Source organism: Streptacidiphilus sp. MAP5-3, assembly GCF_041262505.1.
In the GTDB taxonomy this organism is placed as follows: Bacteria; Actinomycetota; Actinomycetes; order Streptomycetales; family Streptomycetaceae; genus Streptacidiphilus.
Genome location: NZ_JBGCCL010000050.1, coordinates 1 through 19,704 on the forward strand (window position 1 = coordinate 1; position 19,704 = coordinate 19,704).

At 70.0% G+C, this 19,704-nt stretch carries 18 protein-coding genes and 2 pseudogenes; 15 read left to right on the top strand and 5 right to left on the bottom strand.

Features of this window, described 5'->3' with window-relative positions; all coding sequences use genetic code 11:
• Positions 1–185 precede the first annotated feature (185 nt).
• From ABH928_RS35530 to ABH928_RS35545, 4 genes and pseudogenes are all read left to right on the top strand, one after another.
• Positions 186–1,478 (top strand): alpha-L-fucosidase, encoded by a 1,293-nt coding sequence (locus ABH928_RS35530; RefSeq protein WP_370072872.1) that lies wholly within the window; start codon positions 186–188, stop codon positions 1,476–1,478.
• A gap of 197 nt (positions 1,479–1,675) precedes the next feature.
• Positions 1,676–2,656 carry a hydroxyacid dehydrogenase gene (locus ABH928_RS35535; protein WP_370072894.1) on the top strand — a complete coding sequence of 327 codons (981 nt, stop codon included), beginning with the start codon at positions 1,676–1,678 and terminating at the stop codon, positions 2,654–2,656.
• A 54-nt stretch (positions 2,657–2,710) separates the two neighbouring features.
• Positions 2,711–3,985, top strand: a pseudogene (locus tag ABH928_RS35540) (alpha-L-fucosidase); the annotation flags it as partial.
• 129 nt (positions 3,986–4,114) lie between these two features.
• Positions 4,115–5,860 carry a heparinase II/III family protein gene (locus ABH928_RS35545; protein ID WP_370072873.1) on the top strand — a complete coding sequence of 582 codons (1,746 nt, stop codon included), beginning with the start codon at positions 4,115–4,117 and terminating at the stop codon, positions 5,858–5,860.
• A 60-nt stretch (positions 5,861–5,920) separates the two neighbouring features.
• Here the strand turns inward: ABH928_RS35545 and ABH928_RS35550 are convergent, their stop codons facing one another.
• Positions 5,921–7,525, bottom strand: coding sequence for a hypothetical protein (locus ABH928_RS35550; protein ID WP_370072874.1), 1,605 nt, complete (start codon positions 7,523–7,525; stop codon positions 5,921–5,923).
• A 364-nt stretch (positions 7,526–7,889) separates the two neighbouring features.
• On the opposite strand from ABH928_RS35550, the gene ABH928_RS35555 reads away from it, so the two are divergent.
• Positions 7,890–8,342 carry an SMI1/KNR4 family protein gene (locus ABH928_RS35555; protein WP_370072875.1) on the top strand — a complete coding sequence of 151 codons (453 nt, stop codon included), beginning with the start codon at positions 7,890–7,892 and terminating at the stop codon, positions 8,340–8,342.
• A gap of 157 nt (positions 8,343–8,499) precedes the next feature.
• The gene (locus ABH928_RS35560; protein WP_370072876.1) at positions 8,500–8,928 is read left to right on the top strand and encodes a hypothetical protein; all 429 of its coding nucleotides are present in this window, start codon (positions 8,500–8,502) and stop codon (positions 8,926–8,928) included.
• A gap of 11 nt (positions 8,929–8,939) precedes the next feature.
• Here ABH928_RS35560 and ABH928_RS35565 read toward each other — a convergent pair whose 3' ends face one another.
• The 3 genes from ABH928_RS35565 to ABH928_RS35575 all read right to left on the bottom strand — a co-directional run bounded on the left by ABH928_RS35565 (position 8,940) and on the right by ABH928_RS35575 (position 11,905).
• The gene (locus ABH928_RS35565; protein ID WP_370072878.1) at positions 8,940–10,520 is read right to left on the bottom strand and encodes a flavin-containing monooxygenase; all 1,581 of its coding nucleotides are present in this window, start codon (positions 10,518–10,520) and stop codon (positions 8,940–8,942) included.
• A 2-nt stretch (positions 10,521–10,522) separates the two neighbouring features.
• A complete protein-coding gene (locus ABH928_RS35570; RefSeq protein ID WP_370072879.1) occupies positions 10,523–10,987 on the bottom strand; it encodes a cupin domain-containing protein in 465 nt (154 codons plus the stop codon).
• 144 nt (positions 10,988–11,131) lie between these two features.
• Positions 11,132–11,905: an IclR family transcriptional regulator gene (locus ABH928_RS35575; RefSeq protein ID WP_370072880.1), complete on the bottom strand. Its 774-nt coding sequence runs from the start codon at positions 11,903–11,905 to the stop codon at positions 11,132–11,134.
• Between the two features lie 80 nt (positions 11,906–11,985).
• Between ABH928_RS35575 and ABH928_RS35580 the strand changes: the two genes are divergently transcribed.
• From ABH928_RS35580 to ABH928_RS35620, 9 genes are all read left to right on the top strand, one after another.
• The gene (locus ABH928_RS35580; protein WP_370072895.1) at positions 11,986–12,762 is read left to right on the top strand and encodes an SDR family oxidoreductase; all 777 of its coding nucleotides are present in this window, start codon (positions 11,986–11,988) and stop codon (positions 12,760–12,762) included.
• Positions 12,762–13,313: a cupin domain-containing protein gene (locus ABH928_RS35585; RefSeq protein WP_370072881.1), complete on the top strand. Its 552-nt coding sequence runs from the start codon at positions 12,762–12,764 to the stop codon at positions 13,311–13,313. The genes ABH928_RS35580 and ABH928_RS35585 overlap by 1 nt, the downstream gene beginning before the upstream one ends.
• On the top strand, positions 13,310–14,191 hold the full coding sequence (locus ABH928_RS35590; protein WP_370072882.1) for an alpha/beta fold hydrolase: 882 nt from the start codon (positions 13,310–13,312) through the stop codon (positions 14,189–14,191). The genes ABH928_RS35585 and ABH928_RS35590 overlap by 4 nt, the downstream gene beginning before the upstream one ends.
• Complete coding sequence (locus ABH928_RS35595) at positions 14,188–15,123, top strand: 2,3-dihydroxyphenylpropionate 1,2-dioxygenase (RefSeq protein WP_370072883.1); 936 nt, start codon at positions 14,188–14,190, stop codon at positions 15,121–15,123. The genes ABH928_RS35590 and ABH928_RS35595 overlap by 4 nt, the downstream gene beginning before the upstream one ends.
• Before the next feature lies 1 nt (position 15,124).
• Positions 15,125–15,946 carry a 2-keto-4-pentenoate hydratase gene (locus tag ABH928_RS35600; protein WP_370072884.1) on the top strand — a complete coding sequence of 274 codons (822 nt, stop codon included), beginning with the start codon at positions 15,125–15,127 and terminating at the stop codon, positions 15,944–15,946.
• The gene (locus ABH928_RS35605; protein WP_370072885.1) at positions 15,943–16,896 is read left to right on the top strand and encodes an acetaldehyde dehydrogenase (acetylating); all 954 of its coding nucleotides are present in this window, start codon (positions 15,943–15,945) and stop codon (positions 16,894–16,896) included. Before ABH928_RS35600 ends, ABH928_RS35605 begins: the two co-directional genes overlap by 4 nt.
• A complete protein-coding gene (dmpG, locus tag ABH928_RS35610) occupies positions 16,893–17,930 on the top strand; it encodes a 4-hydroxy-2-oxovalerate aldolase (RefSeq protein ID WP_370072886.1) in 1,038 nt (345 codons plus the stop codon). The genes ABH928_RS35605 and dmpG overlap by 4 nt, the downstream gene beginning before the upstream one ends.
• Before the next feature lie 530 nt (positions 17,931–18,460).
• Positions 18,461–19,024, top strand: coding sequence for a hypothetical protein (locus ABH928_RS35615; protein WP_370072887.1), 564 nt, complete (start codon positions 18,461–18,463; stop codon positions 19,022–19,024).
• Positions 19,025–19,331: 307 nt separating this feature from the next.
• A complete protein-coding gene (locus tag ABH928_RS35620; protein WP_370072888.1) occupies positions 19,332–19,496 on the top strand; it encodes a hypothetical protein in 165 nt (54 codons plus the stop codon).
• Between the two features lie 92 nt (positions 19,497–19,588).
• Here the strand turns inward: ABH928_RS35620 and ABH928_RS35625 are convergent.
• A pseudogene (locus tag ABH928_RS35625) lies at positions 19,589–19,690 on the bottom strand (twin-arginine translocase TatA/TatE family subunit); the annotation flags it as partial.
• Between the last annotated feature and the right edge of the window lie 14 nt (positions 19,691–19,704).

The following is a 19,704-nucleotide window of genomic DNA, read 5'->3' on the forward strand; positions in this document are numbered from 1 at the left end:
TCACCGCCCAGCCCGCCTCGCTAGCAGCCGCGACCACCGGCCGCACCCTCCAACTCACCTTCGGCGACCTGACCGGCCTCACCGGAACCACCCAGCAGACCACCGTCCGCCTGTACTGAACCGCCCACCGCAACAGAAGCCCCGGGGTTCAGAACCGCTCCACCGCACCCGATCGGAGACCACGCATGACCGCCGTGCCGAGCCCGCAACAACTCGCCTGGCAGCAGGCCGGCTTCGCGCTCTTCCTGCACTTCGGCATCAACACCTTCCACGGGAAGGAGTGGAGCGACGGCACCCTGGACCCGGTCTCCTTCGACCCGAGTGAGCTCGACGCCCGCCAGTGGGCGCAGACCGCCAAGGACGCCGGAGCGAGCCATGTCGTGCTGACCGCAAAACACCACGACGGGTTCTGCCTGTGGCCCACGGCCACTACCACCTACTCCGTCGCATCGTCCCCCTGGCGCGGCGGCCACGGCGACGTCGTCCGCGAACTCGCGGAAGCCTGCCGCGAGGCAGGCATCGGCCTGGGCCTGTACCTCTCCCCGTGGGACCGCAACGCCGCCTCCTCCCCCGACCCCGAGGCATACGACGCCTTTTACGTGCAGCAACTCACCGAGCTCTGCACCCGCTACGGCCCGCTCGCCGAGCTGTGGTTCGACGGCGCGGGTTCGCAGGGCCGGGCCTACGACTGGGACGCGATCATGGCCGTGGTGGACGAACACCAGCCCGACGCGATGGTCTTCAACATGGGCAGGCCCACCGTGCGCTGGGTCGGCAACGAGGACGGCCTGGCGGAGGACCCCTGCTGGTACGTCACCGACTCCGTCGGAGTGAGCATCTACGACCAGGACGCGACGCCGCTGGGCACCTCCCGCTACCTGCCGCCCGAGTGCGACGTGGCCATCCGCCGCCACTGGTTCTGGCAGCCCGACGACCTGCACACGCTCAAGAGCCGCGAACATCTGCTCGCCATCTGGTATCGCTCCGTCGGGCTGGGCGCCGGCCTCCTGCTCAACGTTCCCCCGGACCGGCGGGGTCAGATCGACCCCGCGGACCAGGCCAGGCTCCTGGAGTTCACCGACGAGGTCGCCCGCCGCTTTGCCAACCCCGTTCGCGGTCACCTCACCGCCCAGGGCGGGAGCGTTCACGTGGGCTTCGACGAGCCCGTCATGCTGGACCACCTCGAACTGATCGAGGACCTGACCGATGGGCAGCACATCACCCGGCACCGCATCCTCGCCAACGGCCTGCACGAGATTGCGGCAGGCCAGAGCGTCGGCATCCGCCGTGTCCACGCCTTCCCGGAGACGTCGGTCAGCCACCTCCGGATCGAACTGACCGGTCGGCACGGCGCGCTGCTCGCGGTCGTCGGTCACCGTACCGGCCACACCAGCGCGCCCGCCCTGGAGGAGCAGCAGGCCTTCATGAGCGACAAGATCGACGACCAGCACCTGCTCCCCGGCGCCCCGGTCTCCTGAGCCGAGCCACCCCGCAGTCTCCCTCCGGGAATTGCCCCGCCGCGCGGACGGCCCAGGCCTGGGCGGGCCACACCGCGTCCTCTCCGCCCGGCACGCACTGCTGACCCCTCAGCCATGCTCAAGGAGCCTCCTGTATGTCCGTCCCCCGGATGAAATCCGGCACTACGCCCGCGTACCGTCCGCGCACGCTGCTCGCGATGGGCCCCGACCTGCTGCCCTTCCTGTTCGATGAACCCGCGCTGACCAGACTGAACGAACTGGCCGACCTCCCACCGGATGTCGTGCTGACCGACCTCGCCCGGCCCGAGCAGGCCGGTGCGCTGGCCCGGACCGAAGTCCTGCTCGCCTGCTGGGGTTGCCCGCCGCTGGACGAGCACCTGCTCGCGGCAGCGCCGCGACTGAGGGCAGTGGTGTACGCGGCCGGCTCCGTCAAGGGGTTGGTCACCGACGCCTGCTGGCAGCAAGGGATCCAGGTCTCCACCGGCGCTTGGGCCAACGCCCTTCCGGTCGCCGAGTACACGGTCGCCGCGATCCTCTTCTCCAACAAGCGGGTCCTGGACATCCGTGACCAGTACCGGACCGTCCGAGGACAGCACGACTGGCGCGCGGAGGTTCCCGACCTGGGGAACTACCGGCGCACGGTCGGCATCGTCGGTGCCTCGCTGATCGGACGGCGGGTCATCGAACTGCTCCGGCCCTACGACCTCCGCGTCGTCGTGTACGACCCCTACCTGGCCGACGCGGAGGCTCATGCGCTCGGCGTGCGCAAGGTCCAGCTGGACGAACTGTGCAAGGTCTCGGACGTGGTCACCCTGCACGCCCCCCTCCTGCCGTCCACCGAGGGGATGCTCGACAAGGACCTGCTGGCCCTGATGCGGGACGGCACCACGTTGATCAACACCGCCCGCGGTGCCCTGGTCGACACCGACGCGCTGACCGCCGAGCTCGTCAGCGGGCGGCTGCGCGCAGTGGTCGACCATCTCGAACCCGAGGTGCCGCCCGTCGACTCGCCCCTGTACGACCTGCCCAATCTCCTGCTGACCCCGCACATCGCCGGCTCCTTCGGCAACGAGCTGTTCCGGCTGGGCGACGCCGCGTTGGACGAACTCGCCCGGTACGCGAACGGGTTGCCGTTCGCCCACGCCGTGCGCCCCGAGTTGCTCGACCGCACCGCCTGACCTGCTCGTCCACCCAACCGCTCGTCCACCCAACCGCTCGTCCGCAAGGAGTCACTCGTGCCCATGCAGCCCTGGTTCACCGATGCCAAGCTCGGCATCTTCATCCACTACGGCATCTACGCTGTCGACGGCGTCACCGAGTCCTGGGCCTTCTACCACGGCCAGGTCTCCCACGAGCAGTACATGAAGCAGCTCGAGGGCTTCACCGCGGCGCACTACGACCCGGACGTGTGGGCCGAACTGTTCGCCCGCACAGGCGCCCGCTATGCGGTGCTCACCGCCCGCCACCACGACGGCGTCGCGCTGTGGGACACCGCCCAGGACGGCCTGAGTGTCGCCCGGCACACCCCGGCCGGCCGCGACCTGGTCACCGGCTACGTCGAGGCGATGCGCGAGCACGGACTGAAGGTCGGCCTGTACTACTCGCACTCGGACTGGAACCACCCCGACTACGCCAGCGTGATCCACCCCGACATGCCGCCCGAGGAGGCGAACGCTCACCCCTATGTCGCGCCGCGCGACGGCCAGGAGAGGCCGCAGGCATGGGAGCGCTACCTGGCCTACCGCACCGCCCAGGTCCGCGAACTGGTCACCGCCCACCACCCCGACCTGCTGTGGTTCGACGGCGAGTGGGAGCGGTCCGAGGAGCAGTGGCGCCTGGACGAACTCGCCGACGCCATCCTCTCGGTGAGCCCCGACACGGTGCTCAACGGGCGCATGCTCTCCCAGGGCGACTACGCCACCCCCGAGCAGGGCCTGCCGGTCACCACTCCGCCCGGGCCGTGGGAGCTGTGCCTGACGATCAACGACTCCTGGGGCTTCCAGCACCACGACCACAACCACAAGTCGGTCCGCCTTCTGGTGCGGTACTTCACCGAGACCATCGCGATGGGCGGCAACCTGCTCCTCGACGTGGGCCCGCGCGAGGACGGCACCATCCCCGACGAGCAGGTCGCACGCCTCGAAGGGCTCGGCGACTGGATCGCCAGACACGCGGACGCCGTCTACGACACCCGCGCCGGGCTGCCGGCCGGACACCACTACGGGCCCAGCACCCTGTCCGCCGACCGGCGCACCCTCTACCTGGTCTGCCTGGACGCCCCCACCGAAGGCGTCTCTGTGCGCGGCGTGCGCAACACGGTCAAGCGCGTCACCGTCCTCGGCACCGGCACCGCGCTTGCCCACCGCACGGTCGGCGGCCTCGGAGCGGTCCCCGGCGTGCTGTGGATCGATGCGCCCCACGGGTCCGACGTCGACCGGCACGCCACCGTCCTCGCTCTGGAACTCGAGGGCGAACTCGACCTCTACCGGGGATTCGGACGCGACTGAGACCCGCCCGTCACCGAACAGATAAGGCCGTCCCTGAAGCGCTCGACGGTAGCGGCTCAGCGAGTTCCGTCGAAGAGCCGCGCCGCACACTCCCGAACGCTGTCAGTCCGACCGCAAAGAGGAATCCGCATGTCCGAGTCGATCGCGGAACAGATCAGGGCCGCCGCCGATGCCCGCCACCTGACCGCGCTGGTCGAGGAGATCCGCAAGGCCGCCGGGGAGCTTACGGTGACCGCCCTGCCTGTCCACCCCACCTGGTCGCAGTACCGGCTGTTCGCCGACATCGGCGAGCGGATGACCTACGAGCCGGTCTTCTTCATGCGTCGGCGCGCACTCAACGCCCTCGCCGCGGCGGCGATGATGGATCGGGAACCAGCTGTCCTGAAGGCCCTCGCCGACATGCTCTGGTCCGTCTGCGACGAGTACACGTGGGCGGTTCCGGCCCACTCCTACCTCATCGACACACCCGATCGCGACATGACGCGGTGCGTGGACCTGTTCGCCAGCGAGACCGCACACACGCTCGCCGAGATCGTCACCGGCCTCGCCGACCTGCTGCCGCAACCCGTCACCGACCGGGTCCGCCAGGAAGTCGAACGCCGGGTCCTCGAGCCCTACTTCGACGACCCGCACCCCTGGATCTGGGAGTCGGCACGCAACAACTGGGTCGCCGTCTGCGCCGGAGCGGCCGGGATGGCGGCCCTCGCCCTGCGGCAGGGCCTGAAACTGGATCGCGCCTTGGAGCGCTGCCGCGCCGCCATGGACGAGTACCTCTCCGCCGTGGACGAGGACGGCGGCTGCGTGGAAGGCGTCAACTACTGGATCTACGGCTACGGCTACTTCACCTACTTCGCCGAGGCGCTGCGCGACCGGACCGGCGAGGACCTGCTCGATCAGCCCCTGGCCCGTGACGCGGCCGCGTTCCCGGCTGCCGTCCAGCTCGGCCCCGAGCGTTTCCCGGCCTTCGCGGACGGCGCCGCCCATCAGCTCATCCCCGCGGGAGTGCTGTGCCGGCTGGAGGCACGGCTCGGCGTCGCGGTGCCGAACGGGAGCCGGATCCAGAACCTCGACTTCGATCACTGCTACCGCTGGGGACACCTCTCCCGCACCCTTGCCTGGACCCGTCCCGAGATCCTGCGACGGCCGGCGAAACGGATCGGCGGAGCCTGGCTGGAGCGGGCCCAGTGGATGATCGACCGCCGCGACGTCGACGGCCTGGCCGTCGCCTTCGCAGCCAAGGGCGGCCACAACGACGAATCCCACAACCACAACGACCTGGGCACCTTCGTCCTGGAAGCCGAGGGCGAGGAGCTGCTCGCCGACCTCGGCGCCGGTGAGTACACCGCCGAGTACTTCGGGCCGCGCCGGTACGAGTTGCTGCACCCATCGTCCGAGGGGCACTCAGTCCCCGTCATCGACGGCCACGGGCAGCGCGCAGGGCGCGGCGCCGCCGCCCGCGTCCTGCGCGCCGAACGCCACCTGTACGGAGCCGATTTGGAACTCGACCTCTCCGCGGCCTACGACGGCGAGACCGGCCTCACCCGCACCTTCACCTGGCAGGCGCACGGAACCCTGCAGCTCACCGACCAGTTCTTCGGCACCCGCAGCGTGCAGGAGATCTTCGTCAGCCGACTGCGGCCGAACATCGGCGACGGCACCGTCGCCTGGCACGGCAGCCACGCCGCGGCCCTGCTCACCTTCGACCAGGCGATGTGGCACCCGGAGCACGAACAGCTCGTCGTTCCCCGACACCTGGGCGAACCCGAGGTCGTCCACCGCCTGCGCCTCACCGCACGATCCGAACTGGACGCCGCCACCTTCGAGTTCACCATCCACCCCGCCCTGGCCCAGGCCCGGAGCGGCGCACCCGGCTGACCGCCGGCGGACATCCAGTGCGCCGCCAACTCCTCGGCCAGGGCCTCCTCTCAACTGAGCTCAATGGATGTTGGCGAACACGTGCTCCCAGTCCGCGAGGGCCACGGCGACGGGCGACGTGGCGCCGATCAGCGCTCCGGCCGTGCGGACGGCCTCCAGCGCTCGTCGTCCACGCTTGGCGGAGCGAGGGCTCTCCGGGTCCTTCGCGGCGTCCGCCATCTCGTCGACGTCGTCGAGGAGATCGGCACGCTGCTCGTCCGAGAGCGCGGGTTCCTCCTGGATCGCCCTGCTGAGTGCCTGGATCTTCGTCGCCAGTGCGTCGTCACCGCGGAGCGAGACCGCCGAGATGGTGGAATTGATGTTCTGGATCTTCTCGGCGATCATCACCGAGGCGGCCGCGTGGAAGTTGTTCACGACCTTCGGCTTGTCGCCCATACCGGAACGGTCCGTGTACTCAGGCATGTTCTGGGAAACCTCCGTCAGATAGTTGAGGACGAGAGCCATGTAGCTGAGGCAGAGCCGTCGCCGGACCTCATGGGAGACGGCTCCGTCCGGCCACCGGCTGATCTCGGCACTGCCCTCGATCACTCGGCTGAACCGGTCGCCCACCTCGTCGGTCAGAAAGCCGTCCAGGACCCCGGCGCCCATGGTCCAGTCGGAAGGCCGCACCCGCGCCGACGGGTCGCACAGTCGGGTGAGCCGTTCGGCCTTCTCCAGCGTGAACGCCATGAGTCTCTCGTCGACTGCCGAGGGCGCCACGTGCTCCTCGAATCTGGCGTCCTTCGGCGGATGCCTCGGCTGGGGCGGTGGCGTCTCCGGCAGCCCGGCGAGCACCACGGAACTCTCGGCGAGCCGGCGGTGCAAACCGGACAGGATCCGCGGCCATGCGCCTTCCGGCATCACCGCGTTCCCGGGACCGTCCCAGGTGGCGTCCCTCGACCAGGCCTTGACCTCTCGTCGGGCGTCCGCGATCAGGCTGTCGATCTTGCTGAGCTCCCGTACCGCATCGGGGCGGAGCGTACGCAGATGGCCCTGGCGGGCTACCGCCCACGAGGCGATCCGGGCGACGAGGCGTGCGGCCTCAGCGGTGAGACGAGCCCCCGGCTGTCGCGGAAGCCAGCCCAGCTCACCTCCCCTTCGCCGAAGGATTCCCGGCTCGCACCCACCGTCGACCAGGGAGTCGATCTCCGTGGCATAGGCGGCGGCTTCGAGACCGAGGGATCGGACCAGCGCCGTCACCGTCGTGCCGAACAGACGGAGAGCCTGATCGTGGTCGGGGAGATGCAGGAACTCCCCGCGGTGGAGGGCCACGCGTCGCGTCGGGATCGCCCAGTCCGCACGCTCACCGGCGGGGACGACCGCGGGCTCGGCGGGCTCAGCCGACTCGGGAAAAGCAGGGCAGGTGTACGCGCTGCGCCAGGCCAGGAAGTCGGCGCTCTCCACGTCGCGCCTGCACTGCAGTTCCTGTCGCTGCTCCCGGTCACGGAGCTCCCGCTCGCGCTGCTCCCTCGACGCCGCAAGCCGCTTCCTTGCGGGGGCGCCCTGGCGCCACCACCCCACCAGCAAGATCACCGCCGTCATGACGAGGTACCCGGTGGCGGCCCTGTCACCGTTCGCCTCGCCGACGACCAGGGCGACGACGATCAGCCCCACGAACCAGAGCACGCCCCCGACCAAGCATCCCAGGAATCCCAATGCGCCCCCGTTCCCCCGTCTGCCGCGCCACCGGCACCCGCCCGTCTTCCCAGCGAACATGGTAGGCCAGACATCAATTCCCCTGAAGCGTCAACTAGATCGACCGTGTCGCAGCCGACCGCCTCGACTGTTGCGGCAGAGCACGCGCACGTCATTGCCACTGCGTGCGGCGGGGCCAGTCGTTCGCGCGGCCTCCCCGCGAACACCTCCCCGCCCCGGAGCGGCCCCGCCACACTCCCGACCAGCAGGCCGCTGACCAGGGAGGACGGAGAACTCTGACTGGAGTGACTAGGGTGGCGCCAAGCAATGACCTGGACCGACAGGGGTGGGAGAAATGGCGGGGGTAGAGCGCGAGTGGGAGCGTATTGAGGCATTCGTCCTGCGACGTGGTCTGGGCCCGCTGCCCGGCGGGGCCGAGGAGGAGGCGATCACGGCCCTGGAGGAGCGGCTCGGGACGACCTTCCCAGTCGATCTTCGTGACTCCTATCTACGTCACGATGGCGGCCCGGTCCCGATTGCCACCCACGGCGGCAGGCTCGCCGTCGTGGAGCTGCTGCCCCTGAGCGCGATCGGGGCGGAGTATGCGTTCTTGGTGGAGGAGTCGTTCGGAGCCCTGGCCGGGTGGATTCCGGTAGAGGCTCAGCCTGACGGTTCCCACCTGGCCGTCGGCAAGGACGGCCAGGTGGCCGTTGCTGAAGCGGGCTGTGAGCCGGACGATGTGGACCATCCGTCGTGGGCGGCATGGCTGTCCTGGGTCGCCGATGGACTGGACGCTCCGACCGGGTGATTCGAGTCGATGCTCGGCGAATGGCCGGTGCCGGAAGACGCAGCATTCGGGTCCTTGAGCCCGTTCGTACAGGGAGAGAAGAGCAGTGATACCCAACTACGCCCCTCAGACGGGACAAGGCAGGCGGGGCAGAAAGAGCTTCAGGGACGAAGCCACGGTGTCGCGCGGGCTGCTCTTCCTCGCGGTGGGGACGTTGTTCCTGGCGATCTCGATCCCCATGCTGCTGGCCTCCCTGCAGTTGCAGGGGACGCCAGGCACGCTGACGGTGTCCTCGTGCGCGACGGGCGGAGGATCGCATCCAGTGATCACGTGCACCGGGGATTTCCAGCTGAACAGCGGTGGCACCGTGCACACCGGGGCCTGGCTCTCGGAACAGCAGCTCTACCCCGTGGGGACCCGGCTGAAGGTGCAGCAGGGCGTGAACGGGTCCTTGCAGGCGGTGTCGGGCAAGGATCAGCTGGGCCTGGCAGCCTTCGCCGGCCTTGGCGCAGTTGGTGCCCTGACCGGTGTGTTCACCGTGCTGGCTGCCTTGGGAAAGCACCGACGGCCACGCATCGGACAGCGGTCGGCGACAGCCCGCAGTTAGCACTCGCTGCATCAGGATGTGCCGGCAGACTGGCCGGTGCTGGTGAGGGTGGCGCCGGGGCCGGACGTGTCGGTTGGGAGCTTGCGCAGTAGGGCAGGGGTGAGGCGGCGGTAAGCCGCTGGTTTGATCGGGTTGAGCCAGTGCGAGGCGCGCACCAGCACGTTGATGTTGAGGCCGAGGTCGCCGAGCACCTCGTCGACGTTGTGCATCGAGAACGGGATGATCTTCGTTCCCTTGCAGTGGTGCCCGTCGGTCGCCGTGTCCAGGAACGCCAATTGGTCGATGACCGCCTGGCGCACGTTCTCCGTACTCGGCAGCGGTATCGCTCGCGCGATCGCCGCCGCGATCCACAGGGCCGCCATCTCCGCGTTGAGCGGGCTGAAGAACGAGGAGTTGTAGCCATTGAAGTACAGCCCGGGGATGTCCGGGGGCATGATCTGGCGGTAGAGCATGAAGTTCCCGCGCTCGTCCAGCAACCGCTCCTGCAACTTGGCGGAGAGGAACGGCACGGCCTGGGTGAAGCCGGTCGCGCACACGACGAGGTCGGCCGGGAGCGTCGTTCCGTCTGCGAGCTGGGCGAACGGCTTGCCGTCGCGGGCGAGCAGTCGGGTGATCGTCTGGTCCCGGCGCACCCCGATGCGGCCGTCGGCGACCGCTTCGAAGAAGCCTTCGGTCGCGAGCCCGATGGCGCCTCGGACGATGCCCTCCATGCTGCCGCGGGGGACCAGGGCCAGTCGCCGGAGTCCGAACTGACGTACCGAGACGGACCCGATGGAGTCGACCATCCTCCGGCGTAGACCGTTGCCCGGACCGTGCAGGAACTTCTCGAACCCGCGCAGCCGCAGATACCGGAAGAGTGCTTCGCCCATGCGGGTCAGCAGCAGCATCTTGAAGTTGAGGAAGCCGCCGATCCTGCGCGGCACTTTCCACAGCAGTTGCCGCGCGATCACATCGGTGCTCTCGGCCACCTCGCTGATCGCCACCGCGACGTCGCACGCGGACTTTCCGTAGCCCACGACCAGGACGTGCTTGCCCCGGGCGTCCTGGGCGTCGTTGAACTCGGTGGCCGCGCACAACCGCCCGCCCGCAGCGGTGAATTCCTCCGCGCCCGGGTAAGAGGGAATAGCCGGTTCGCAGAACACCCCGTTCGCCACGACGAGTTGGTCGAAGTCCTCGGTGGAGTGAGTGCCCGCGCTGTCCGTTGTCTCGATCGTCCAACCGTTGCCTGTCCAAGCGCTGTCGGCGCTGTCGGCGCCGTCAGGGCCCGCGTCGGTGCGCGGGCGCGCGGCGGTCACCTCGGTCCTCAGCCGCAGGGTGCGGTCGAGACCGAACGCGGTGGCGTATGCGGCCAGGTACGCCTGGACCTGCTCGCCGCTGGGCCACTCCGGGCATTCCTTGGGCATCGGGAAGTCGGAGAGCGAGTACTGGGCCTTCGGGCTCTGAGTCGTCAGTCCCGGGTAGCGTCGTGTCCGGCTCCACACGCCTCCGACGTCGGGCGTTCGGTCGAACACCTGGATCTCGTGTCCGGCCTGCGTGAGCACTTTCGCGGTGGCGAGGCCGGCGACGCCGGCGCCGAGGATGGCGATGCGCATGGTCAGCCGACCTCGGGCGGGAGTTGGAGCTCGATGCCGAACTCGGCCATGATCTTCTTCATCAGCGAGACGTCCTTCGGGCCCGGGGGCATGTCCGCCAGCGCCTGGTAGTACTTCTCCAGGCCGGCGGGCGAGACCACGGAAATGACGCGCGACTCCTCGCCGTACGGGTTGCGGAACGCGTGCACCACGTTGCGGGGCAGATAGAGGTAGTCGCCGTGCTCCAGCACGAACTCCTCGTCGCCGAGGCGGACATCGAGCCGCCCGGCCAGGCAGATGAAGGACTCGTCCTCGCGGGTGTGCAGGTGCGGGGGAGGGCCGTCGACCCGGGGCGGAATCGTGTACTCGAACAGCGAGTAGGCGTCGTGGGTGGACGAGCCGTCCGTCTTCATCGTGATGCCGAGCCCGATCGCTGCGATCGCGTGTCCCTCACGCGAGGGCAGCAGGTAGCCACCACCGAGAGTCATCGTCGTCTCCTCAGGTCACGCACCGACAATCAGGACACCGCACCGACAAGTCGTCGGTATGGCAGGGATCACAGCATTCGGTGCCGCGAGTGCGGGGCGCAAGCATGTGTCCCGCCCAGTGGGACTGTGCGTGTTCGGCGCGCCTCAGCGACGGTGCGAGTAGGCCCTGGAGGCGGCCGCCGCGGCGAGCCGGACCGCGGGCCCGATCCGGTCCGCGCGCACCAGGCCGGTGGGGCCGGTCACCGACAGGGCAGCCACCACCTCGCCGAGCGGTCCGAAGACCGGGGCGCCCACGCAGCTCACTCCGATGTTGCCCTCCTCGCGTTCGATCGCCCAGCCCCGGGACGGGATCGCGGTCAGCTCGCGCAGGATCGCGACCGGGCTGGTGAGGGTGCGCGGCGTCCTGGCGGGCAGGTCGGCGGCGAGGACCGCCTCGATCGTGCCGCTGTCGCTGTAGGCGAGGATGGCACGGCCCAGGGCCGAGCAGTAGGCCGGGACCCTGCCGCCGACTTGGGAGAGCATCGGCATCGGCCGGTGACCGGTGATCTTCTCGACGACCAGGACCTGTGTTCCGTCGAGGACGCCGAGTTGCACCGTCGTCCTTGTCGCATTGTGCAGGTCCTGCAGGAACGGCAGTACGGACTCGCGCAGTTCGTGCCGGATCGGGGCCAGGCCGGAGAGCTCGAACAGGCGGTTGCCGATGCGGTAGCGGTCCTGGGGCTTGTCCAGCCAGCCGAGACGGATCATCCGCTCGGCCGTGCGATGCGTGGTCGAGCGTGGCAGGCCGCACCGGGTCACCAAGGCCGCGAGGGTCAACTCCCGGTGCTCGGAGTCGAAGGCGCCCAGGATGGCCGCCGCGCGGTCCAGCCCGCTGGGACTGCCCTTGTCGCGGCCGGCGTCCCGCTCAGCGGGACTCATCGTTGGCTCCGGGGTCCATAGCGGCCAGGCTAGACCCATCGCGGACCACCACGCGAGGCCGGAACCCTACGGAGGCAGCCATCAGCAAGCGAACCGCTCTCGTCGGCGGCGGCAGTGCGGGCATCGGCTACGCCGCGGCTGAGCACCTGGCGCGCTCGGGACACCGGGTGGTCGTCACCGGCCGCCGGGCCGATCCGCTCCGAACAGCCGCGTCCGCGCTGCGGGAAAGCACCGGATCCGTTGTCGAGGCGCTGGTCAACGACGTGTCAGATCCGGACGGCGCCGCGGCGGCGGTCACCTGGGTCGAGGAGCGCCACGGCGCGCTCGACGTCCTGGTGCTCAACGCGGGCGGACCGCCGCCCGGCCGGATCCTGGACGTCGGCGACGTCCAGTGGCAGCAGGCGTACGAACTGCTGCTCCTCGGACCCCTGCGGCTGGCACGACTGGTGCTGCCCCGGATGGCCGCGCGGGGCTTCGGCCGCGTCCTGTTCGTCACCTCCTCGGCCGTGCGCCAGCCGCAGCCCGACCTCGCGGCCTCCGTCGTCCTCAGATCCGCGGTCACCGCGGCCGCCAAACTGCTCTCACGGGAGTTCGCGGCGCAGGGCGTGACGGTCAACTGCGTGGCACCCGGCGCGACCGACACCGAACGCCGCAGACAGATCCTGGACAACCGCGCCCGGCAGGACGGCAGGAGCTACGCGGAGTTGGACGCCGCGGATGCCGCGGCCGTTCCGGCCGGCCGGGCCGGGCGTCCCGAGGAGATCGCGGCCGTGGTGGCTTTCCTGGCCTCCGAAGCCGCAGGCTACGTCAACGGCACGGTGTTCACCGTAGACGGCGGACGAACGGAGACCATCTGATGGCGCAATCCGGAGAAGAATTCTCCATGGCCGAGTTCCTCGGCGCGATATCCGACACTGTCCGGCCGAGCAGCGCACGACCGATCGTGGTGACCGCCGCCGAGTTGGAGACCCTCCCGGCGGGGCAGGTGCACAACCCGACCACGTTGTCGATCGCGGGCAGACTGCCGACCGCCACGTTCGAGATCTTCCGGCAGACGATCCCGCCGGGCCTCAGCTCCGACATGCAGCGCCATCACCACGAGACCGTCCACTTCGTCATCTCGGGCGAGGGCCACAGCGAGGTCGAGGACGAGACGTGTTCCTGGTCTGCCGGCGACTTCGTCTACACCCCGCCGTGGACCTGGCACCGCCACTACAACGACTCCACCGAGCACCCGGTGGAGTTCCTGACCATCGAGAACTCGCGCCTGCTCGGCCTGTTGGGGGTCGGCCGGCGCCAGAGCGCCGGCCTGGCGACCGTCGAGGAGGCCCGTGACCGCTTCCGTGGGGACACCCGGCAGGACCACCCGCAGCCCCAGGGGCCGGCAGCTGAGGAGAACACGGCATGAGCGACCTGCCCGCGCACATCAGCATCTGGGGCGAACTCGCGGACCTCGAGCACGAACTGCGGTACGTCGACGTCGGCGGGGTCCGCACCCGCGTCCTGCGGGCCGGGTCGTCCGGCCCGGACCTGGTCCTGCTGCACGGCACCGGCGGACATCTCGAGGCCTATGCCCGCGATGTCGCCGGTCTGGCCGAGGACTTCCGTGTCACCGCCTACGACATGGTCGGCCACGGCTGGTCCGACCTGCCCGACCAGCCCTACACCACCGACGTGCTGTCCGACCACCTGGTCGGGCTGATGGACGCCCTGGACATCGACGCCGCGCACCTGTCGGGCGAATCGCTCGGCGGCTGGGTGGCCGCCTGGACGGCGGCACACCACCAGGACCGGGTGAACCGGCTGGTGCTCAACACCCCAGGGAACATCGCCGACAAGCCCGAGGTCATGGCGCGGCTGCGCGAGAGCACCATGGCCGCCGTCCTGGACCCCAGCGACGACGTGGTGCGCCGCCGCGTCGAATTCCTGTTCCACCACAAGGAGATGGTGACCGACGAACTGGTCGGACTGCGCCGCGCGGTCTACAGCCGCCCCGGCTTCGTCCAGGCCATCACCAACACGCTCGTCCTGCAGGATCCCGAGGTACGCAAGGACTTCGCCTGGGATCCGGTCTGGGTCGGCCGGATCGCCGCGCCCACACTGCTGCTGTGGACCGATCACGACCCGACCGGTGGGCTCGACGAGGCCGCGCTGCTCCTGAAGTGGCTGCCCCGTGCCCGCCTGCACGTGGTCGAGGACGCCGGCCACTGGCCGCAGTGGGAGAAGCCCGAGGAGTACCTGCGCGTCCACCGGGACTTCCTGCTCACAGAGGTGGGACCGGCATGAGCGAGCTCATCGGCCTGGTCGGCATGTCCCACTCCCCGTTTGCCACCATGACCCCGCCACACGGGGCCGAGCAGCCGGGCGGCCGGTTCATGGCCGACGCCGCCAAGGTCGCCCGGGCCGTGGCCCGGCTGGCCCCGGACGCCGTCGTCGTCATCGGCCCCGACCACTTCCACGCGAACTTCTACGACGCGATGCCGCCGTTCGTCCTCGGCGTCGAACAGGCGGCCGGCTTCGGCGACTTCGGCAGCAGGTCCGGACCGCTGCCCGTCGCCACCGAGCTGGCCTGGTCGGTCCGCGACGCGCTCGCCCAGGCCGGATTCGACCTGTCGCTCTCCTACGCGCTGACCGCCGACCACGGCCTGGTGCAGAGCTACGACATGGTCTGCGGCACGGCCGGTATCCCGCTCGTGCCACTGATCGTCAACACCGCAGCACCGCCGCTGCCGAGCATGGAGCGCTGCGTCCAACTGGGCACGGCCCTCGGCGAAGCCCTGCGCGCGTCGCCGTTCGCCGGGCGGGTCCTGGTCATCGCCAGCGGTGGACTGTCGCACTGGCTGCCCCCGAACGATCCGCGCGACCCCTCGGTGCCCGACGAGCGGCGCACCGCGGTGATCCACGGGCGCATGGACCCGCACGCCTACGACGCGGTACGCGTACCCCGGATCCGCGCGATGGGCGGCGACCCCAACGCTCACGTCAACCTCCTCTGGGACACCTGGTTCCTCAGACAGCTCAGCACCGCCGACCCGGCACCGGTCGTGGCACTGGGCGACGCCGGTCTCGAAGAACAGGCAGGCAGCGGCGGACACGAGATCCGGACCTGGCTCGTCGGACTGGCCGCCGTCGCCAGACCACTGGTCTGGACCAGCTACGAACCGGTTCCGCAATGGATCACCGGCATGGGCATCGGCACGACCTTCGAGGTGGACTGACATGACGCCGGCTTCCAGGACACTCCACGCGGGCGCCACCGAGGCGCTGCGGCAGCTCACCGAAGCCCGGGCCCGGCACCGCCCCCACGCTCCGGTGCGCGACCTGCTGCCAGCCGGTGACATCGACGCGGCCTGCGCGGTCCAGGCGGCGTGGGTCGAGCAGTGCGAGGCAGCCGGAGCCCGGGTCGTCGGCCGCAAGATCGGTCTGACCAACCCGGCGGTACGCGCCCAACTGGGCGTGGACCAGCCCGACTTCGGCGTGCTCCTCGACAGCATGGAAAGCCCGGACGGCGCGTCCGTCGACATCAACCGGACGCTGCAGCCCAGGATCGAGGCGGAGATCGCCTTCGTCCTGGCGCGGGACCTGTCCGGCACGAATATCGGAGAGGCCGAGGTCGCGGCCGCCACCGCGTTCGTCGTGGCGGCGCTGGAGATCGTCGACAGCCGGATCGCCGAATGGGACATCGACATCGTGGACACCGTGGCGGACAACGCCTCCTCGGGACTGTTCGTCCTCGGCCCGCGCGGCCGGGAACTCGGCACCCTCGATCTGGCCGACTGCGCGATGACGATGTGGCGCGAGCGAGAGGTCGTCTCGAAGGGGACAGGTGCGGCCTGCCTGGGCAACCCTCTGACCGCCGTCGCCTGGCTGGCCAGGACCGCACAGCACTACGGCCGGCCGCTGCGAGCCGGGGAGATCGTGCTCTCCGGCGCGCTGGGGCCCATGGTGCCCGTCGCGCCCGGCGACTGCTTCCGTGCCGAGTTCAGCGGCATCGGTGAGGTCAGCGCGACATTCACGGAGGCAACGGAGGCACCGGAATGAACCCGACCGCGCAGACCAGGGCCAAGGCCGCCGTGATCGGCTCGGGCAACATCGGCACCGACCTGATGATCAAAATACTGCGGCTGAGCGAGCACCTGGAGCTCGCGGCGCTGGTCGGCATCGACCCCGAGTCAGACGGCCTGGCCCGGGCCGGACGGCTCGGCGTGCCGACGACCGCGGCGGGCGTCGCGGGGCTCATGGCCATGCGCGACTTCGACGACATCCAGGTCGTCTTCGACGCCACCTCGGCCAAGGCCCACCAGGCCAACGCCCGCGCCCTGGCGCCGCACGCCAAGCGGCTGATCGACCTCACCCCGGCGGCACTCGGCCCGTTCGTCGTCCCGGCGGTGAACCTGGAGGGCCACCTGGACGCTCCGGACGTCAACCTGGTCACCTGCGGCGGCCAGGCCACGATCCCGGTGGTGGCGGCGATCTCCCAGGTGGCACCCGTGCCGTACGCGGAGATCGTCGCCTCGATCGCCTCAAGATCCGCAGGGCCCGGCACCCGCGCCAACATCGACGAGTTCACCGAGACCACGGCCGCCGCGATCGAATCGGTCGGCGGCGCGGGCCGTGGCAAGGCGATCATCGTGCTCAACCCCGCCGAGCCACCGCTGATCATGCGCGACACGGTCCTGTGCCTCGTCGACGCCCCCGATCCGGGCGTCCGCGACCGGATCGCCACGTCGGTCGAGTACATGGTCGCCGAGGTCGCGGCCTACGTCCCCGGCTACCGACTCAAGCAGCCGGTACAGATCACACCCGTTACCGACCATCCGCAGACCCTCATCGGCGAGACCCCGGCAACTCATCAGGTCACCGTCCTGCTCGAGGTGGAAGGCGCAGGCCATTACCTCCCGCCCTTCGCGGGCAACCTGGACATCATGACCTCGGCGGCCCTGCGCGTCGGCGAACGGATCGCCGCACGCCTGTTGGAGGCGAAGGAATGACCAGGCGGCTCTTCATCCAGGACGTCACCCTGCGGGACGGCATGCACGCTGTCCGCCACCGCCTCCGGCCCGAGACCGCCGCCCGGATCGCGGCCGCACTCGACGCGGCAGGCGTCGACGCGATCGAGGTGGCGCACGGCGACGGGCTCGCCGGCACAAGCCTCAACTACGGCCCCGGAAGCAACACCGACTGGCAGTGGATCGAGGCCGTCGCGGCCGGCCTCACCCACGCCCGGCTCACCACGCTCCTGCTGCCCGGCATCGGCACCGTCAAGCAACTCAAGCACGCGTTCCGGCTGGGCGTGCGCTCGGTGCGAATCGCCACACACTGCACGGAGGCTGACGTCGCCGCGCAGCACATCGCCACCGCGCGCGAACTGGGCATGGACGTGTCGGGATTCCTGATGATGAGCCACATGGCCCCGGCCCCCGAACTCGCGCGACAGGCCGCACTCATGGAGTCCTACGGAGCGCACTGCGTCTACGTCACGGACTCGGCCGGCCACCTCACCATGAACGGGGTACGTGAGCGGGTCCGCGCCTACCGCGAAGTCCTCGACCCCGCCACCGAGATCGGCATCCACGCACACGAGAACCTGTCCCTGTCGGTCGCCAACTCGCTCATCGCAGCGGAGGCCGGAGCCACGCGCATCGACGCCTCGCTGGCCGGACACGGCGCGGGGGCCGGCAACTGCCCCATCGAAGCCTTTATCGCCGTCGCCACACTCGAGGGCTGGGAACACGGCTGTGACCTGCACGCTCTCCAGGACGCCGCCGACGACCTCGTCCGACCCCTGCACGACCGGCCGGTCAGGGTCGATCGCGAAACGCTGACACTCGGCTACACCGGGGTCTACTCCAGCTTCCTGCGGCACGCCGAGACCTTGTCCCGCACCCACGGTGTCGACGCCCGCACCCTCCTCCTGGAGGCCGGTCGGCGCGGCCTCGTGGGGGGCCAGGAGGACATGCTCGTCGACATCGCCCTCGCACAGCCGCCCCGGCACCTCGACGCCCAGCTCACCGAGCGGCCCTGACCGAGCGGCCCTGACCGAGACAATCGCGCACGCCTTCCCCTGCACCCTGGTACACGCTTGCCCGCGACGGACCCCCGGCTGTGCACGATCGCCGCCGTCTCGGGCTGGAGGTCGTCGAGCCGCGCGGCAGTGCGCTGGTCCGGCACAGGCCGTGGGCCACGAAACCGACTGCGCGGGCAGGGTTTGCCTCCGCCGGACTGGACGGCGTCATCATCTCCGCGCCAGTGCAGACGCCGACCCTTACCGCGCCCGGTACACTATCTGGCCGTTCTGCTTGCAGTTGTCGCACGTCCAGTTCATCAGGTACCGGTAGGTGTGTGCCGTCCCGTCCTCGCTCCGCTCCCACCTGGCAGTACCGCCGTCCCAGCGGACAGCATCCCGGTTGTCGGACTTGCAGTTGGGGCAGGGCCACCAAAGGGCCCCCGCCTCGGCTAGGGGCTTCTCCTCGGCCGCCATCCCAGCACCTCCTCGCCCCACTTCCCAGCGTGCGCGTCGCCTGCACCCCCCGCACCCCGAAGGAGCAGCACCCCATGCGTAAGATCCCCACGGTCTTCAAGCGCGACCCCGAGGACCGCGCCCACGTCCTGCCCGAGGTCAACCCCGACTGCCAGTGGGTCTTCGACGGCGAAGGCGAGCCCACCCGCAAGCTCGACGGCACGTGCGTGATGCTCGACGAGGCCGGCGACTGGTGGGCTCGCCGTGAATTCAAACCCGGCAAGACCCCGCCGCCGAACTACGTCCCCGTCACCACCGATGAGGTCACGGGCAAGACGATGGGCTGGGAGCCGATCGAGCAGTCCGCCTTCGCGAAGTTCCACGCCGAGGCACTGGAGGCCGCCGGCGCGGTGCCCTGGAAGGCGGGCACGTACGAACTGATCGGCCCGAAGATCAACGGGAACCCGGAGCGGGAACGCCGCCACCGCCTCGTCGCCCACGCCGACGCCCAGCGTCTCCCCAGCCCGGAGCTCACGTTCGAGGGCATCCGTGCCGCGGTCCTCGCCTACGGCCGTCTCGGGGCGGAAGGCATCGTCTGGCATGGCCCCGATGGCCGTTACGCCAAGATCAAGGCGCGTGACTTCAAGGACGGTGCGTGATGCCTGAGCGGATCCAAAGGAGGCGAGTCCGCGGCTGGCGCATGCCGGAGGGAACACGGTTCGTCGGCCGCCCCACCCCGACCGCCCACGGCAACCTGTTCGGGGTCGGCCAGGATGGCGACGGTGCTCGGCTCTACCGTCGAACTCAGCGCACCACGCCCGTGCGGGCCGCATGCAGAGCGCGACGGGCCGGCTGCTCCGGATGTAAGCGGAGCAGTCGGCCCGACTTCATACGTCCCCATTTCCGCGGCGTGGGCTGGCTGCCACGATGGCGAGACCAGTAGCCATACGGGACGGGGGAGCGAACATGCCCGGTTGGGGCGGCGGAGGCGCCAACAGCGACGACGCGAACAACACCCCAGGGCCTGACACCGAGCAGGCCCAGGAGCAGCCGACCGCCGAGGAGCAGTCGGTCGCCGGAGAGGCGGCGCCGGACCGCGGCATCACCGACCCCTCGGAGACCAGCGGCTGAACCAGCAAGCACAGCCCGACAGGCCGGGCCAGTTCCGACACACGGGAGCGGTCCGGCCTAGAAGCGTCGCCCCCACTCCTTCAAGTTGACGTCATGGATGCCGTCTCGCTCTTGAGGATGCGCAGCGACTGGCCGAGTGCCCTGGCGGAATCTGGAAGCCGCTTGGCTCCGAAGAGCAGCAGAGTCGTCGTCAGGTCAGGACCGGTGA

Coding starts and splice junctions, on each gene's coding strand:
- ABH928_RS35535 (WP_370072894.1), top strand. CDS start 1,676: ATGGGCCCCGACCTGCTGCCCTTCCTGTTCGATGAACCCGCGCTGACC.
- dmpG (WP_370072886.1), top strand. CDS start 16,893: ATGACCAGGCGGCTCTTCATCCAGGACGTCACCCTGCGGGACGGCATG.
- ABH928_RS35615 (WP_370072887.1), top strand. CDS start 18,461: ATGCGTAAGATCCCCACGGTCTTCAAGCGCGACCCCGAGGACCGCGCC.
- ABH928_RS35530 (WP_370072872.1), top strand. CDS start 186: ATGACCGCCGTGCCGAGCCCGCAACAACTCGCCTGGCAGCAGGCCGGC.
- ABH928_RS35595 (WP_370072883.1), top strand. CDS start 14,188: ATGAGCGAGCTCATCGGCCTGGTCGGCATGTCCCACTCCCCGTTTGCC.
- ABH928_RS35590 (WP_370072882.1), top strand. CDS start 13,310: ATGAGCGACCTGCCCGCGCACATCAGCATCTGGGGCGAACTCGCGGAC.
- ABH928_RS35600 (WP_370072884.1), top strand. CDS start 15,125: ATGACGCCGGCTTCCAGGACACTCCACGCGGGCGCCACCGAGGCGCTG.
- ABH928_RS35620 (WP_370072888.1), top strand. CDS start 19,332: ATGCCCGGTTGGGGCGGCGGAGGCGCCAACAGCGACGACGCGAACAAC.
- ABH928_RS35585 (WP_370072881.1), top strand. CDS start 12,762: ATGGCGCAATCCGGAGAAGAATTCTCCATGGCCGAGTTCCTCGGCGCG.
- ABH928_RS35565 (WP_370072878.1), bottom strand. CDS start 10,520: ATGCGCATCGCCATCCTCGGCGCCGGCGTCGCCGGCCTCGCCACCGCG.
- ABH928_RS35555 (WP_370072875.1), top strand. CDS start 7,890: ATGGCGGGGGTAGAGCGCGAGTGGGAGCGTATTGAGGCATTCGTCCTG.
- ABH928_RS35570 (WP_370072879.1), bottom strand. CDS start 10,987: ATGACTCTCGGTGGTGGCTACCTGCTGCCCTCGCGTGAGGGACACGCG.
- ABH928_RS35605 (WP_370072885.1), top strand. CDS start 15,943: ATGAACCCGACCGCGCAGACCAGGGCCAAGGCCGCCGTGATCGGCTCG.
- ABH928_RS35545 (WP_370072873.1), top strand. CDS start 4,115: ATGTCCGAGTCGATCGCGGAACAGATCAGGGCCGCCGCCGATGCCCGC.
- ABH928_RS35575 (WP_370072880.1), bottom strand. CDS start 11,905: ATGAGTCCCGCTGAGCGGGACGCCGGCCGCGACAAGGGCAGTCCCAGC.